This window comes from Roseimaritima sediminicola (assembly GCF_009618275.1).
GTDB lineage: Bacteria > Planctomycetota > Planctomycetia > Pirellulales > Pirellulaceae > Roseimaritima > Roseimaritima sediminicola.
The window spans coordinates 1-13899 of the sequence record NZ_WIAD01000034.1; the positions used below are offsets into that span (position 1 = coordinate 1).

Annotated in this window: 15 protein-coding genes; 8 read left to right on the top strand and 7 right to left on the bottom strand. The window is 53.6% G+C overall.

What is annotated here, in order from left to right:
* Together GE027_RS22850 and GE027_RS15575 are read left to right on the top strand one after the other, a co-directional pair.
* The coding region (locus GE027_RS22850; protein ID WP_162006756.1) for a hypothetical protein at positions 1–359 on the top strand (359 nt) is incomplete at its 5' end.
* Positions 360–386: 27 nt separating this feature from the next.
* The gene (locus GE027_RS15575) at positions 387–1004 is read left to right on the top strand and encodes a JAB domain-containing protein (protein WP_390621602.1); all 618 of its coding nucleotides are present in this window, start codon (positions 387–389) and stop codon (positions 1002–1004) included.
* A gap of 98 nt (positions 1005–1102) precedes the next feature.
* Here GE027_RS15575 and GE027_RS15580 read toward each other — a convergent pair whose 3' ends face one another.
* The 3 genes from GE027_RS15580 to GE027_RS15590 form a co-directional block, all read right to left on the bottom strand.
* Positions 1103–1378 (bottom strand): hypothetical protein, encoded by a 276-nt coding sequence (locus GE027_RS15580; RefSeq protein WP_153558139.1) that lies wholly within the window; start codon positions 1376–1378, stop codon positions 1103–1105.
* Positions 1375–1980 carry a ParA family protein gene (locus GE027_RS15585; RefSeq protein WP_153558140.1) on the bottom strand — a complete coding sequence of 202 codons (606 nt, stop codon included), beginning with the start codon at positions 1978–1980 and terminating at the stop codon, positions 1375–1377. The genes GE027_RS15580 and GE027_RS15585 overlap by 4 nt, the downstream gene beginning before the upstream one ends.
* Positions 1981–2234: 254 nt before the next feature.
* Positions 2235–3284, bottom strand: a complete 1050-nt coding sequence (locus GE027_RS15590) for a replication initiator protein A (RefSeq protein WP_153558141.1) — start codon at positions 3282–3284, stop codon at positions 2235–2237.
* 254 nt (positions 3285–3538) lie between these two features.
* On the opposite strand from GE027_RS15590, the gene GE027_RS15595 reads away from it, so the two are divergent.
* Entirely contained in the window at positions 3539–4600 is a 1062-nt protein-coding gene (locus GE027_RS15595) for a toprim domain-containing protein (RefSeq protein ID WP_237607577.1), read from the top strand.
* A 279-nt stretch (positions 4601–4879) separates the two neighbouring features.
* Here GE027_RS15595 and GE027_RS15600 read toward each other — a convergent pair whose 3' ends face one another.
* Together GE027_RS15600 and GE027_RS15605 are read right to left on the bottom strand one after the other, a co-directional pair.
* The gene (locus GE027_RS15600; protein WP_162006757.1) at positions 4880–6112 is read right to left on the bottom strand and encodes a putative PEP-binding protein; all 1233 of its coding nucleotides are present in this window, start codon (positions 6110–6112) and stop codon (positions 4880–4882) included.
* Between the two features lie 494 nt (positions 6113–6606).
* Positions 6607–8334 (bottom strand): hypothetical protein, encoded by a 1728-nt coding sequence (locus GE027_RS15605; protein ID WP_153558144.1) that lies wholly within the window; start codon positions 8332–8334, stop codon positions 6607–6609.
* Between the two features lie 517 nt (positions 8335–8851).
* Between GE027_RS15605 and GE027_RS15610 the strand changes: the two genes are divergently transcribed.
* Positions 8852–9925, top strand: a complete 1074-nt coding sequence (locus GE027_RS15610) for a tyrosine-type recombinase/integrase (RefSeq protein ID WP_153558145.1) — start codon at positions 8852–8854, stop codon at positions 9923–9925.
* A 140-nt stretch (positions 9926–10065) separates the two neighbouring features.
* On the opposite strand, the gene GE027_RS15615 is transcribed toward GE027_RS15610, so the two are convergent.
* Together GE027_RS15615 and GE027_RS15620 are read right to left on the bottom strand one after the other, a co-directional pair.
* Positions 10066–10431, bottom strand: coding sequence for a hypothetical protein (locus GE027_RS15615; protein ID WP_153558146.1), 366 nt, complete (start codon positions 10429–10431; stop codon positions 10066–10068).
* 95 nt (positions 10432–10526) lie between these two features.
* Positions 10527–10805 (bottom strand): hypothetical protein, encoded by a 279-nt coding sequence (locus GE027_RS15620; RefSeq protein ID WP_153558147.1) that lies wholly within the window; start codon positions 10803–10805, stop codon positions 10527–10529.
* Between the two features lie 630 nt (positions 10806–11435).
* On the opposite strand from GE027_RS15620, the gene GE027_RS15625 reads away from it, so the two are divergent.
* The 4 genes from GE027_RS15625 to GE027_RS15640 all read left to right on the top strand — a co-directional run bounded on the left by GE027_RS15625 (position 11436) and on the right by GE027_RS15640 (position 13628).
* On the top strand, positions 11436–11696 hold the full coding sequence (locus GE027_RS15625) for a hypothetical protein (protein ID WP_153558148.1): 261 nt from the start codon (positions 11436–11438) through the stop codon (positions 11694–11696).
* Between the two features lie 112 nt (positions 11697–11808).
* Positions 11809–12792, top strand: a complete 984-nt coding sequence (locus GE027_RS15630) for an ArdC family protein (RefSeq protein ID WP_153558149.1) — start codon at positions 11809–11811, stop codon at positions 12790–12792.
* Between the two features lie 132 nt (positions 12793–12924).
* Positions 12925–13287 (top strand): type II toxin-antitoxin system RelE/ParE family toxin, encoded by a 363-nt coding sequence (locus GE027_RS15635; protein WP_153558150.1) that lies wholly within the window; start codon positions 12925–12927, stop codon positions 13285–13287.
* On the top strand, positions 13287–13628 hold the full coding sequence (locus GE027_RS15640) for a helix-turn-helix domain-containing protein (RefSeq protein WP_153558151.1): 342 nt from the start codon (positions 13287–13289) through the stop codon (positions 13626–13628). Before GE027_RS15635 ends, GE027_RS15640 begins: the two co-directional genes overlap by 1 nt.
* Positions 13629–13899: the final 271 nt, after the last annotated feature.

Below are 13899 nucleotides of genomic sequence, written 5' to 3' on the forward strand. Positions count from 1 at the left end.
ACGAAGAACTTCCGCAGGGTGTTCTTCCAGTAGGCCGTTTCGATCTTGCCCGCATCGCTGACGTAAACGATCTCAGGAACGGCATCGGCACGCTCGCCGACGGCATGGCACCACTTCGCGAGGAGGCTCAAGTTCAAAAGCTGATGAAATTGATCGGCGAGGCACGCGAGCAAAAGCAAACGCCGGTGTTGTCGAGCAGTCGTGATGGTGTCGCGTTGGGACTGGCGCCGTGGAGTTTATTTGAAATGGCGAGCGTCGCTTGTGTGAGCGTCTTGGCCGCCGGCACGAAGCTTGGCACGGTCTACCTTGGCTCGCATCGATTCGCTAACGGGTGGAAGTCGATCTTTCTGGGAGTGTAATTTGAGGCTTGTGGATAAGCGTTGGTCGTGAGATTGATTGAGCCGTTTGGGTTGTGTCAATATGAGGTGGTGAAAGAAAAGAGCGATCAAGAACTGTTGTCTATCGTGCTACGAAAGCAGTTCTGCCGTGTTGCTGGCAGGAGCTTTCGCGAGATTGTCCAGGCGGGGAAGTCTGAGTTAGGATTGACGGATATCGCCTATGCCCGCCTTATGGCGGGAATTGAACTTGGGAAGCGAGTTTCAGAGCCGAAGGCGAACTACAACGTCAAGATCACGTCAACGAGTCTAGCGACGCATTTTTGCAGCACGCATTTCGCGAGACTGATTGCAGAGGGCCTGCAAGAGGAATTTCACATCGTCACGCTCGATACGAAGCACCGGATGATCGACTCGCACCGCATCTCGGTCGGAACGCTTGATGCGTCTCTGGTGCATCCCAGGGAAGTCTTCCGCCCCGCGATCAAGGATGCGTCCAGCGCAATTTTGCTTGCGCACAACCACCCGTCGGGAGACCCCACCCCAAGCCGAGAAGACCATATGGTCACGGATCGCCTGATGGAAGCAGGGAAGATGATCGGCATTACCGTCTTAGATCACATCGTGCTTGCCAGAGAAGGCTGTGTCAGCGTTCGGGAACTTGCGTGATTCGCGAATAATCTGCTTCGGTATCCCACGTCGACTTCATGAGTTGGGAATGCAGAAACGGATGAAGGCGGACGGTCTCGCAACCGCTGTTTCTCGACCTAGACTCCATGTTTCTCGAACAGCATGTCGAGCGCTTCATCGATCAGTTCTGGACCGCTTTTGTGACCACGTCCCGCCGCCTTCTGTTTGGCGACTAGGAGGTGCCACTTGGCCGCCCTGCCCTCTTCGACCTGAAACGCCTTGTTAATGCGTTTGATGACCGCCTTCGGACCACCGGTCGCTGTGTCGTTGACCGCAGTACCAAGCGACGCTTGCTGCTTGGCACGCGCCGCCTCTTCGGTGAACCAGTCCGGCGTTCCGCTCTTCTTCGTCATGCCGCCTCCCCGCCGATCATAGTGGCTTGGTGTTGGTGATTGAGCACGGCCGTTAGGATCGATGCGAATTCGGCCCGCCTCTCGCCAACCTTGTATGCACCATCGAGACGATGATCGAAGATCGTAAGCCACTTCTCTGCCGCCCGGCCGTACACGCCGGATGACCGAAGCTCGAACGCTCCGACCTTACGCATCGCCTCAACCGCGCGTGCATGACTTGCACGGTGACCTTGGGCGTCCGTAATCACCGGGATAATTTTCTTCCCAGTCGGTCGCAACATCGATAGTGCGTCCTGGTACGTAGCGATGTCGGACCGATCCGGCTTGGTCGGCATGATGACGATCGGTGCGTGTGGAATCTGCCAATCACGGGCACCGTGGTCGATTAGCAACAGGTCGGCATCGGGTTTTTGTTCTGGCAGCGCGTCGATGACGGGAAACGTGAGTTGTCCGCCGCGGTGGAACAGTGTTGCTGTGCCCTGCGGATCATCACAGACGACCAATGGCCGCAGTCCAAAGCTGACTGCAGTTGCCGCCAGATTGATTGCAATCAGGCTTTTACCCTGCCCGCCTTTCGGGTTCCAAATCGATACAAGTTGCATGCCCACCGTCTTTTGTTAGTTCAATGCGTTTCTTGATTCATAGTGAACGTGGAATCGCGGAAGCGCAAGCACCAAGCAGCACGTAATTGCGGTTACCCACAACCTCACTTCCGCGGAATTAAGGAACTTCGGGAATGCGTTTCCACGGTTCCTTGTATGCAAGTTTCCTCTTTTCCTCTTGCCCCCGCTTCCTCGGTTCAACGCCTTCTTGTTTCCGCGTTTAGACGGTTTCTGGTTTGCCCGGTTTCGCACACTCACGGACGGCCTCGCTTCGTGAACCAAGTGCGACAAAACCCAACAAATGCGGCATCTGCATTGCGTGGCAACTCGCTCATCCAGTCGCGCCATTCGCGTTCCAAGTAATATACGTCCCATCCGGGTGCGGCTCGCCGCGCCTGAGCAAAGGCATCCTCAGAGAGCGTTACGGAAATCTGCTTCCCAGGGGCTTTTGCCGGAACGTCGGTCATCGTTTTGCGATTGGTAAACGTGACGGAATCCGATTCCCAGTCATAGGACAGGCGATAGTCGGGCAGGTGGTCGGTCGCGACGATTCCCCTAATGAGTTGGCGAAAGCGTTTGGCGTCGCTTTTTGCGCCGGACTTCTTTTGCAGCAAGATGATCGAGCATTTCCACGATCGCTGTCGCCCGCAATGCTTTCTCGCAAGTTCGTAGATTCGACGCTCCAACGGTTTTCGGAGCCTGAAGTAATCACGGTGGAGCGTTAGGACCTCCTGCTGCCGGATGGCGTTAAACAGCCATTCGGAAAGTTCCAACTCTACCCAAAGCAACCGTCCATCGAGTCCGTGTTTACGGCGCGTCGCCGCAGCGGAGATCAAAGAGAACGAATCGAATTGCTCTTCGTCGCCCGTGACGATATTCGTTTGAATCATCGTGCCGTTGAGGCGGGAGAGGGCGTCAACGAGTGCGGTGTAGTCCTTGCCGCCCGTCCCGCGATTGGTGAAGCGTAGAAAATCATGGCTATTCAACCGCACGCGTCGTCCGATCGGTTCGCCGCGCACCTGCTTGCCCATCAGTTGAGAAATAGCATAGATCAGGATATCTTTATCGTAGATCGTCGCTTGTCCCAACGCGCTCGGCACGATTCGTATCCATTGATCACCATGGCGGTACTCACGCACGTCCCGCTCGGGCTTCTTCGAGAGAGAATAGAACGGGTGCTCCATCTGTGGCATGATGTCTTTGAGCACGGCGTCCGCAATGTCGCAGACAAATAGCTCTTCCGTATCGTGCCGCTCGGGAATGAGTGCAGTTTGTGCTGGCGTTCTAATCGCTTCCGTTCGCATGGTCCCAGTGTTCGGGGGATTAGGTGCCGCGTCAAGTTTGGCGTGTCATGTGCCGTGTCGTGACTGTGGATAAGTTTCGTTGCGCGCGGTCCCATACATTCGGGGTTTCAGGTACTGGTTTTCGGGGTTTTGGATACCTAAAATCGGGGTAATAGGTACCGGGCGATTTGAAAACACAAATGGATTCAAAGCCATGCATCGATTCGTCCACAGCCTAACACCTTCTTTAACACTCATTAACACTCATCGGGCGAGTGGAAAAAATAACAGCGGCGGAGGTGGATGCGAGGTCATCACTTGAGCGAATCAGCAAGCCGTGGTACTGCTTTCAAATGGTCTCGCGTGCGGAAGAGTTGCAACAGTTTAAACGAATCGATCTGGTTGCGTTTGCAATCAGTCGCGGATTCGAACTCGACCGAAAAGCCAGCAGTCGCTCAAGCGTCGCCGTTCGAAACGTGCGTGGTGACAAACTGATCATCGGCAAATCAGACGACGGCACCTACCACTACTTCAACGCCAAGGGCAGCGATGCCGGAACGATTATTGATCTTGTCCAATCGCTCGACGGAGGATCGCTCGGCGATGTGCGCAAAACGCTCCGTGCTTTCGACCCTGCAAGCGCCCTGGCGACAACAGCGCAATCCAAGCCTGTTACCGTGGTAGCCCGCTCGGTCGATCGCGTTCAGGTCCAAGCAACATGGGCGAAAGCATTGCCGCTTCAATCAGAAAACCTCTATCTTTCCCGGTGCCGCATGATTGCCTCATCGACCTATCTCCATCCACGGTTCTACGGTCGGTTTCGGATCGATTCTCGCAACAACGTCCTCGCTGCTCATCACGACAAAACCGGGCTGTGCGGATACGAGATGAAAAATGGTACGCGCGAAGGAACCACCTTTACAGGATTCAGCCCCGGCGGCGTAAAGGGACTGTTTGCCTCACGTCCTGCCGATGGGGACCGCACGATGGTCGTTGCGGAAACATTCATCGACATGCTGTCTGTCGCTGCGCTCAAGGGAATCGAAGGACGACGGTTTTTTAGCCTGGGAGGACAACCAAGTCCGCTGCAAATCACGTTGCTTCGTGCGGCGGTTGCTCGGATGCCCTGTCGGGCAACGATCGAGCTGTGTGTTGATAACGATCAGGGCGGCAAAGCGATCGCGGGGCAGGTCAAGGCGGCCCTAGAAACGGCGGTACACGACGCACAGAAGATAAAGGTCTGTCCGCCACCAGATACCAGCAAAGACTGGAATGATTATCTCAAATCCGCTCAGGCAACACGGCGCATGACCAAACCGAACTTGGCGCGAGGATAGAGGTTGCTTCCGGTTTCTGTTCCCCCGAATCACGCTAGCGACTTCTCTTGTGTAAGTGATCGGTTCCAATCGCATACAGTCACCTCGTGATCTACAATGGATCGATTCATCCAATCCCGCTCGCGATACTCCAGTTTTTTAGACTGTGATATCAACAAAACCGGAAGACGAAGGTAGGTCGCAATTCAGCTATCCACCGATATCTCGAAGAACAATAACTGCAGCGAGGCCAGTCACTACGAATTTGCCTGCTGCAGGCGTGAACGCATTACGCCGATTCTAGCTAGAGGCCTGATGCAATTGTTTTGGGTTTCGAGCTACATAGTCGCCGTAACACACTGAAAATCTAACGTAACTAGGGAGGGACCGGCTAAAAAGATCGTAATATTCGTTTAGAACGAAGCAGTATACCTTAAAGCCGATTGTGTCCGCCACCTCGCAAATGTCGTTAATGTACGACAGGAATTCTTCGCAGTCGATTTCAATCAGGTCTGAAATTATGTTGTCATTTCGATCACAGCCGAAGAAAATTGCTGACAAGTCCTTGATTCCAATATATAGCTCTGTTGCACCTGAGTCGAAATAACGTTGGAGGAATCTCGCTGCCGACGGCGTTTCTATGAAGACACCCAGTCGCTTCGGCAATTCTAATTTAGGGGAGACCCTCGCTTCATCCAGGACGTAGCGTGAAAAGATCTCGACCTCCCTGCGGCCGCGAACAAAGGGAAGAGAGTATACCACTCTGCCTTTAGTAGACGGAGGAAGTTTGTTCAGCGCTAGAAGTTCGAGTGTTATAAGCTCTGGCTCGAGCAACGCGTACTGCAGCCCTCGCTGTCCTAGTAGGGGATTCTTCTCCCTCGCTTGTATTTTTCGGTAGTCGAAAAATTCGTCACTATTTAAGTCAATGCTGCGAAAATTCAAGTCTGCGCCCTTCGGCAAGCGGGCAATGAAGGAAAGTATCTCGTTTGACAGCATGGATGAGGCTTCGTCCATGCCGTTAGTCTCAATGAAGGCAAAGGGATTTCGATTATTTGCAACGCACCAGAATTCATGCCGTACGAAAACCTGCTTTACGCACGGTAGCAGTGGCCCTTGGTCCGCAGATAACTGATCGACTGCTACGACCCCTATCTGTAGTTGTCTGCCACCGAAGCCAGGTCGAGGTTCGTTTGCAAGTTCCTCTCGCATGTCCGGTAAAGAGGGGCATGTGGAAGTAATGGTTCCAGAAGACGTATCGACCGATAGCTCCACCAGAGCCCCAATTTCTTTCGTTGCGTTTGGCAAGCAGACCACGGGAATGCCGGAGATTCGACAGAGAATAGCGAGATGGCTGATCGCCTCGCCTTGACCGCAGATGACCGCCCTGCATCTAGATATTTGCTGGAAATCTGTTGGGCATAATGTGTCTGTCACATAGATTGAGTGTTTGTTGAGTAATGCGGGGTCATGCTGGGTGAGCCCTTGCGCCAGGGGACCTTTTGCAAGAACTGATGCTTTAAAGAAGATATCCAAGTCAGTTTGCTCCGTATGGGTTCTGTCCAAGTATGATCTCTATTGGCCAGAAAACCAAGATGCCGGTTGACTCGATGTGTGTACGCGCGTATATATGGCGTATGGGGGATTGCGAAACCGGAAGCCGTGAAGCAATAAAGATGGACGCTGCAACGTTAGCGGCCTGCCTCCGCGACACATTGGATTCCCTCTCACTGAATACAAATGCGGGACGGGCTAAGGGGCGGGTTGTGGCGGGAATCTTGACGGGTATTCAGGCGGGGTATCTGAGCCGAGGCACAATTGTTCTTTCAGAAGCCCTGGAGTTAATCTTCCTTGCTGAGGCCAAGTGCGACCACCATAGTGCCAGTATCCCAGTGGTTGCCAGCATGATTGAGTGCGTGCATGCTACCGGATTAGCAAACGCCGATGCCGATTTATTCAGTATTAGAATAGATCCTGCTAACCTTGATTGTTGCGCTCTCATGCTCGATCTCGCGCGAGGCCGACCTCTTTCAATGGACTTCGAGATCTGATTTGTGTATCTTTACGTTGTGGGTTAGTCGCTGGAAGTTTGCTCGCTTAACAATTAGCTGGTATTCCTCGTTTGCAGGGTCGTAGTCGCAGAAGATCTCGTTAGCGCACAGGCGTGCCGCTAATGGTCTGGCAGAGCTATTTTCTTCGTCGCCCATAGGCCAGTCTATAAGAAGCGTCGAAACCTCTCTCGATTCAAGAAATCTAGTCAGTACTCGAAGGAAATTCCACTGCTCATCACGCGCTGCCGGGGACTCGTTGAGGTTTTTCAACCCGAAGAAACCTGATCGTTTCACAGGAGGTATGTTGGGCGTGTCCGTCCACTGGTCAATGCTTCGGACAACCTTCGTCATTGCTGTTGGGATGGTAAAATATGGATCCCTCATGTCGACGGTAACTAAACGAGCCAAGATGGCAGATGATAAGTTGTTGTAGCCGACGCTAAGTTGGTTTTTGAGTTGCGGGTCCTTGCTGGCCTCGTCAATTAGATCCCGCAACACGTTTCTAGGGTCGCGTTTCCAGGTTCCGAATAATACGCTAGAGACCGGGTCTTGACGCCATTGCTCTACGAAAAACTTAGCAAGAAGATCGGATTTTCCGGTTCCAGCCTTGCCAAAAACAAGGGTGGTGCTACCGGTGTAGAACTTTGATACCGTGTTTGCTTGGATCGCGTTGTCTACCGGTGGTACTCCAATTGTTAAAGGGGAGGAGTCTACTGTTGTTGCGGCCTCAGGAGATCGCTCACGCTCTGACTGGAGTGTTTGGGCCCACATTGGAATGGATGGAGAAACAAAGAGGCCTGTGTGGGAAATTGTCAGGTCGTGATTTCCGGCGTGGTGGCGCTGATGTCTTGCCTTGCGAATCTGAATGGTCCGAGATCCTAATGCATTGCCATCACATCCAAGGGCGACAATGCCTTGCACTAGGAATTCTTCGGGGAAGGCGTAGTCGTCGCCGGCTTCATAGACAAATACTGATGAGAAACTTCGTGGCACTGAACCATCGCTATCGTTCGGGGCGTGTCCGATAAGGTAGCGAAAGTCTTCTGATCTGTATGCCCGGCGAGTGGTTGGGTCCCCAATTTTTGAGCCGTCTTCTATTTCGGCTTTCGCTCTGTCATCTTGAAAAAACTTCATTTGCAGTGAGAGGTTTACCGAGTCCACGATCAAAAGCCGAACATTAGATTCGCAGTCCTTTCCTACTGAGTCGAGGATTACTAGGCAGGAGCGAATACCCATGAAGTCGGTGTCGTAGGGCAATTGGAAAACTGTAACCAGATTTCGTTGGAGGGACTGTCTTACTGTCTCCATCACCGCAGGTTCTTCTTTCAGCAAACTCTCCATTGAAACGGGGCAGGCCTGAATGCTGCTTTGAGCATGTTTTGGGGCGATGCGTCTCATCAGGTCGGCTACTTCGCTCGCACGCTGATCGAGAGTGAAGTATACGGCGGACGCATTGGACGGCCACAGATCACTTGAGAGATCGTTGTCTTCCGCGAATCTTTTATTTCGAAGCATTGAATGGACGCACAGTTGACAAGCGAATGTTGTCTTGCCTGTTCCCGCTTTGCCATGAACGAGTATCGACGTTCCGACACTGCGGCCACTTTCAATCGGAATTTTGAATCCATCGTCTAGCGATTTATTGTATTGAAAAAGAGATGAGAAAAGCGGGTCACCAGTCGTCAATACCAGTCTCGGTTCAGGCATGCTGTTCTCTAGCTAAATGCAGTAAAGTATCCAAAATATTGCAACGTTCGCGTAGTCGTGTGTTGGTCCCGTCTGTGCAACCCTAGCGCTGCCGAGCCGCAAACCCTTTTTGAAAACACAATTTAATCCCGTAATAGTGTAGCGGGCATGAAGCCCTCGCGGGTGGCCGGTAGGCAGGGCCGACGCTTGCTCTAGGCAATCTGGGATGACAGGAGAGGCAGTCATTCGGTTTGCGTTTTGCGATCCCTGGTCCCGTCGTGATTGAGTTTGTTGCGCGAGCCTCCATTTTTCACGATGGTGTTGGTTGAATTCTACCTCAGTTCGCTGTTGATCCCCGCTCGCCGATTGGTGCAGCAAGGATTGGCAATTGTAGGGCAATCCGGCAGGTTTCTAAATCCGAGCCTTTCCGTGTCGGTGGGAAGATACAAACTCGAATGCAAGTAAGGATAACAGATTTTATCTTGACTAAAGTGGCGGTTTGCGAAAGACTGAATCGGAGAGGCAAAGGAGGTCTTTGATGAACACACCTGCACACAAATCTGGCGAACTCGTCCCCGCCGACATGCTGCCCCCGATCCTGGCCGGGCAGCAGACGCGCACCGTTCAGAAGAAAGTGGAACGGTTCTACCTATCGCTCGAAGAGATGCTGGAGCGATGGATCACCCGGCGGGAGAGTCCGCATACGCAAAGAGCCTACAGGCAGGACATCGAGAGTTTGCTGAAGTTCATTCCTATCCTATGGCCCCGTGATAGTCTGCGCTTGCTCGCATTGTCGGTTGCCGATGTCCAGCGATGGCGAAACGCAATGATTGCCGAAGGAAAAGCTCCCAAGACGATCAATCGACGCGTGTCGTCCGTGTCTAGCTTTTTCAAGTATCTTCAGGGCGCGGCAGCCGAGATGCGTTTACCTGTCACCGTCCCGAATCCTGCTCACGCTCAGTTCATCTCTCGAGCTTCGACGGACCCCATTCACGAAACAAAATCCCTTTCCGCTACGCGGGCTCGCCAGTTGATGGGGTTACCGGAAGGTGAAGATCTGGTGGCCTATCGGGACCGAGCGATTTTGAAGTGGTACATCTACTCGGGTGTCCGGCTTTCAACCGCTTGCAAACTCAACAAAGGCGATGTCCATGTTGATGGAGAAGAAACGACGGTACGGATCAGCGAGAAGGGGGACAAGCACCGGACGATAGGCTTGCATTTCGCTGCGGCCGAAGCGATCGCCCAGTACGTAGAGGCGGCGGACATCCAGCGGGGTGCCCTGTTCCGGCCACGAAAAGGCCCACGGAGCAGTCAGCTTGGCAACAGACGACTGGGTGAAGCTGGGATGCACAAGATCGTCCGCGGTTACCTCGAAAGACTGCCCGGCGCGATGATCAGCGAGGAAGATGCCGAGGGAAATGTGTCGCGGCGGTGTCTCTACTCGACGCATAGCCTGCGGGCAACAACCGCTACCCTGCTGCTGGATGCGGGTGTTGACATCTGCAAGGTCCAAGAGCTTCTTGGTCACCGACATGTGACCACGACGCAGATCTACGATAAAAGGCGGCGAGCCGCGTCGGATTCCGCCAGTCATGATGTGCCGATCTGAAATCCCCGTCCAACAGCAGGGCCGAAGTGAAAGGGCGGTGATCTGAAGCGCTGCATCACCCCAGTTGCCCTTTTCCAGACAGTAAGAGTTCTGTATTGGCACAAGGGAGGTATCGACTTCTGGGGGGCGTTGCGGTATTCCTACTTTGGCTGCCCCGACGTTTTGAACGCCGGGTTGACGGTCACAAATGACTCTACCGGCGGAAATTGCCACGAAACAATTACGACTTCGGGTCGGTCAGTAGAGTCGCGGATACAGAAGACAGCACCAACCCTCGGGTAACTGCTGAAGCGGTCAGGAGGGCAGCCGCAGACCGGTAGATACCTCTCAAAAAGAATGGAATTTAGGCTGGAAATTGGTCCAGCCTTCGCTAGCGGGCTGTCAGCCAGCACGCGATGCATGCAGTCCAGTGTGAAATTGAACAGATCAATCCATTCTTCGGGCAATTCGGAGCTGTAGTCAAACCGGTCCTGCTCCGCAGGCTCACTCTCTATCACAATAAACATCCCGCTCCCTCCAAGAATCGCCGGAAAATCGGAGTATACCGTTTGTAGCGAGGGGATGCTACTGAAATCTAGCCCATTGGTACGCTGTCAAAGGTTCAAAGGTTGAGTTGTTCGATTCGCTGGTTCAGCTCTCTACGCTCGCAATCAGAGATTTGCCGCGCCCCTACGGGCGTGAAAAACGCAAAGATGTCTCCATCGCTATCGAGCAATGGCCACTCGACTTCCTGTCCGTTTTGAACCAGTTTCTCGGCGGCTAGCAAGAACACGGCCTTTAGCAGGTCCCGGTCTTCTCCAATTGCGTCTTCGATGAACTCCTGGGCCTTCTCCATGGCTTTCTTGCCTCCGTTCTTGGGTTCCGTTGCAGCGATAGCCATTACGCTCTCCTGTGTGTTAAATCGAGCTTCCTTGCTGTTGTTATGCTACCAGCTTCCTCCGTGTAGCATATGGTAGTTCCGGTGTCAATCCCTCTGGACGGAAACGGCGGAACTCTATTGTTACTTATCCGTGGGATTAAGGCAATAGCTGGGAATGGGCAGTTTGCGCAAAAGTCGTCGTGTCCAGATTAGGCTGCGAACCTACCGCAAGTCGAGGAGCGTTGTGTTTACTGATATTTCCCTTGGCTCTGTATTCACAGGACTGCCCGCCCGGGTGGGGGGGATCGGCGGAATGGCCGAAATCGTGTATCTAGTGATCGAATGCGCTCCGCTTTCAATAGAGCGTCGAAGACCTACTGGGCCATCTGGGGTCTAGCTAGTCCGGAAGCCCCAGTTAGAACCACTCGCTTCATCGCTTGACTTGTCCATGCGGTCATGGCATCGGTTAGTTACCGCTTGGATTCTCTTGGTTCATGGATAACTGTCCAGACACGCTGCCACGATGAAGCATTCGTCCGCAAGGGGCCGTGTACTCGGCTCTGCCTGCGTGCCGCACCAAACCCCTTGCGGAAGAACACCGCACCGCGGCGGAATCGCGGTCAGAGTCATCAACAACCAAAGGAGGATCAAATGACAGAACAAACCAATCAACCAGCCGCAAAAGTCAGCTATCTCGGCGTCGAAGCCGCCATCTGGGGCAATAGGAAGAAAGATGGGGACGGGGTGCGCTACAGCGTGACCTACAGCCGCAACTACAAGGACGCGGACGATCAATGGCAATCCACGCATTCGCTCAGTGAACTCGACAATCTGAAGATGGGCGTTCTTCATCTTCGTGTCGCCGACAAGATCAGCGAGCTCAAAGCAAATGATCGCAGCGGTGATCAGTAGAACAATCCGGGATTCGCGGGCCATTCGCGAGTCCCATCGAAACCAACAAAGAAAGGGCAGTCACATGACACGCATTCAGGAGAAGACCGCCGCCACTGGAAGGTAGGCGGGCATGGCGAGGAAGAAATCAATCAAACGCCGGGACGTTTATCAGGAAGTCACGGACAAGATCATCGGCTACTTGGAACAGGGAACCGCACCGTGGCGAAACCCGATTAAACGCGGCACCGGTGACGGATGGCCGAAGAATCTGGATAGCGGCAATCGCTACCGCGGCATCAACGTTTTCTTGCTGGGCCTAACCGCCTGGGAACGCGGCTACTCATCCGACTACTGGCTGACATTCAAACAAGCTAAGGAGCAGGGCGGCCAGGTGCGCAAACGCGAAAAAGGAAGTCTGGTCGTTTTCTTCAAGATGTACGCGACCACGGACAAAGAAACCGGCGAGCCGATCGAGATTCCGATGCTTAAGCACTTCACTGCCTTCAACGTGGAGCAGGTCGATGGCATCGACGCTCCGGATGCACCGAAAGAAGATCCCGACGCCGCGCCATTTGAGCCATTGGCTGAAGCCGAACGCATTGTTGCCGGCTACAAGTTAAAGCCAGGCATCAGACATGATGGCGGCCGGCGAGCGTTCTACCGACCACCTACGGACAGCGTTCACATGCCGAAGCAGGAACGCTTTGAAAACCGCGAGACGTACTATTCGACGCTGTTTCACGAGCTGACGCACTCGACCGGCCATAGCGATCGATTGAACCGCGGACTGGATACGAACCTTGCTCCGTTCGGTTCACCTGACTACAGCCGCGAAGAACTGGTTGCCGAAATGGGAGCTGCGTTCCTTTGTGCCGCCAGCGGGATCAGTCCGCCAACGATCAAACAGTCCGCATCGTATCTGCAGAGCTGGATCGAAGTCCTGAAAGGAGACAAGCGGCTCGTTGTCGGTGCGGCAAGTGCAGCTCAGAAAGCAGCCGATTTGATTTTGGATGAGGAGTTCACGAAAGCCGGCAAGTCCGCTGATACTTCGCCGGAAGTGTCCGTTGGCAAGAACCCCGGTTCACAAGCCGTGTCGCAACTGGATCTGTTCTAGTTAGTTCTGCTTGGCGATTCGTTCATGGGCTGGAGATCAGCCGGCGTGTCTGCGTCGCGATCTTCTATGGTCTGCGAAAGGTAAGCGAATTTTCTTGACAATATAGGTCAGCATCTATATGATGGAGGTAAGATGGCAAACTGGGATATCGAGTATACCGACGAATTCGAGGTTTGGTGGAACAGCTTAGACGCGAACGAGCAGGATGCCATCGACAGGAGTGTTCGATTGCTTGCATCGCGAGGGCCGCAGTTATCGCGTCCCCACGCCGACACGGTGCAGGGCTCGAAGTTCGATAACATGAAAGAGCTTCGTACACAGCACCATGGCCGACCGTATCGAACGTTTTTCGCATTCGATCCGAGACGAACTGCCATTTTGCTAATCGGGGGAGACAAGACAGGCGACGATCGGTTTTATGACCGGTTGATCCCATTGGCTGATGCGTTGTTCGAAACCTACCTGGGAGAATTGAAACAAGAAGGAGAAATCTGATGGCTGGACACAAACCTTGGTCAACGCTTCAAAGCAAAATGTCTGCGGAGCGACAGCGAGCAAACGCCGAAGCGGCAGAGCGCATGGAAGCGGAGATGGTTTTAGCTGAACTCCGGAAATACAGCGGCATGACGCAAAAGCAGCTTGCCGACATACTCGGCGTGAGCCAACCGACGCTTTCGAGCCAAGAGCATCAAGACGACATGGAGATCAGCACACTTTCGCGGTTGATCCAAGCTATGGGCGGACAGCTTGAATTGATCGTTCACATGCCTAAGGGAGATATCCGACTGACGCAATTCGACACTGGGCAATCGGCGCAACCCGAAGCGGTAAGGTGATCTGTTGAGCGATCAAGATCACTCGGAGAATGTGGATTGTGACGACGCTCAAGAGGCGCGAGGGCTCGGTTTGTTCCAGAGATCTGTCAAGCCGGAGCAGGGGTTGGGAAGCCGTATCGCAAAACGCTTTGTAAGCTTCGGTCTCGAAGACGGTGACGTAGAGGAATTGCGGGGCCAGCTGCCTAATCCTTTGGAACTAGGGCGATGACTGTTCGCTCAAGACTGGAGTTGGTGGATACCTGGAGACGCAGTTCGGCGTGCCGAGTTGCAG

Bases quoted from the DNA above. Each gene is read 5' to 3' on its own strand.
- GE027_RS15580 (WP_153558139.1), bottom strand. From the start codon at position 1,378: ATGACGAAGAAGAGCGGAACGCCGGACTGGTTCACCGAAGAGGCGGCG.
- GE027_RS15585 (WP_153558140.1), bottom strand. From the start codon at position 1,980: ATGCAACTTGTATCGATTTGGAACCCGAAAGGCGGGCAGGGTAAAAGC.
- GE027_RS15590 (WP_153558141.1), bottom strand. From the start codon at position 3,284: ATGCGAACGGAAGCGATTAGAACGCCAGCACAAACTGCACTCATTCCC.
- GE027_RS15605 (WP_153558144.1), bottom strand. From the start codon at position 8,334: ATGCCTGAACCGAGACTGGTATTGACGACTGGTGACCCGCTTTTCTCA.
- GE027_RS15610 (WP_153558145.1), top strand. From the start codon at position 8,852: ATGAACACACCTGCACACAAATCTGGCGAACTCGTCCCCGCCGACATG.
- GE027_RS15615 (WP_153558146.1), bottom strand. From the start codon at position 10,431: ATGTTTATTGTGATAGAGAGTGAGCCTGCGGAGCAGGACCGGTTTGAC.
- GE027_RS15620 (WP_153558147.1), bottom strand. From the start codon at position 10,805: ATGGCTATCGCTGCAACGGAACCCAAGAACGGAGGCAAGAAAGCCATG.
- GE027_RS15625 (WP_153558148.1), top strand. From the start codon at position 11,436: ATGACAGAACAAACCAATCAACCAGCCGCAAAAGTCAGCTATCTCGGC.
- GE027_RS15630 (WP_153558149.1), top strand. From the start codon at position 11,809: ATGGCGAGGAAGAAATCAATCAAACGCCGGGACGTTTATCAGGAAGTC.
- GE027_RS15635 (WP_153558150.1), top strand. From the start codon at position 12,925: ATGGCAAACTGGGATATCGAGTATACCGACGAATTCGAGGTTTGGTGG.
- GE027_RS15640 (WP_153558151.1), top strand. From the start codon at position 13,287: ATGGCTGGACACAAACCTTGGTCAACGCTTCAAAGCAAAATGTCTGCG.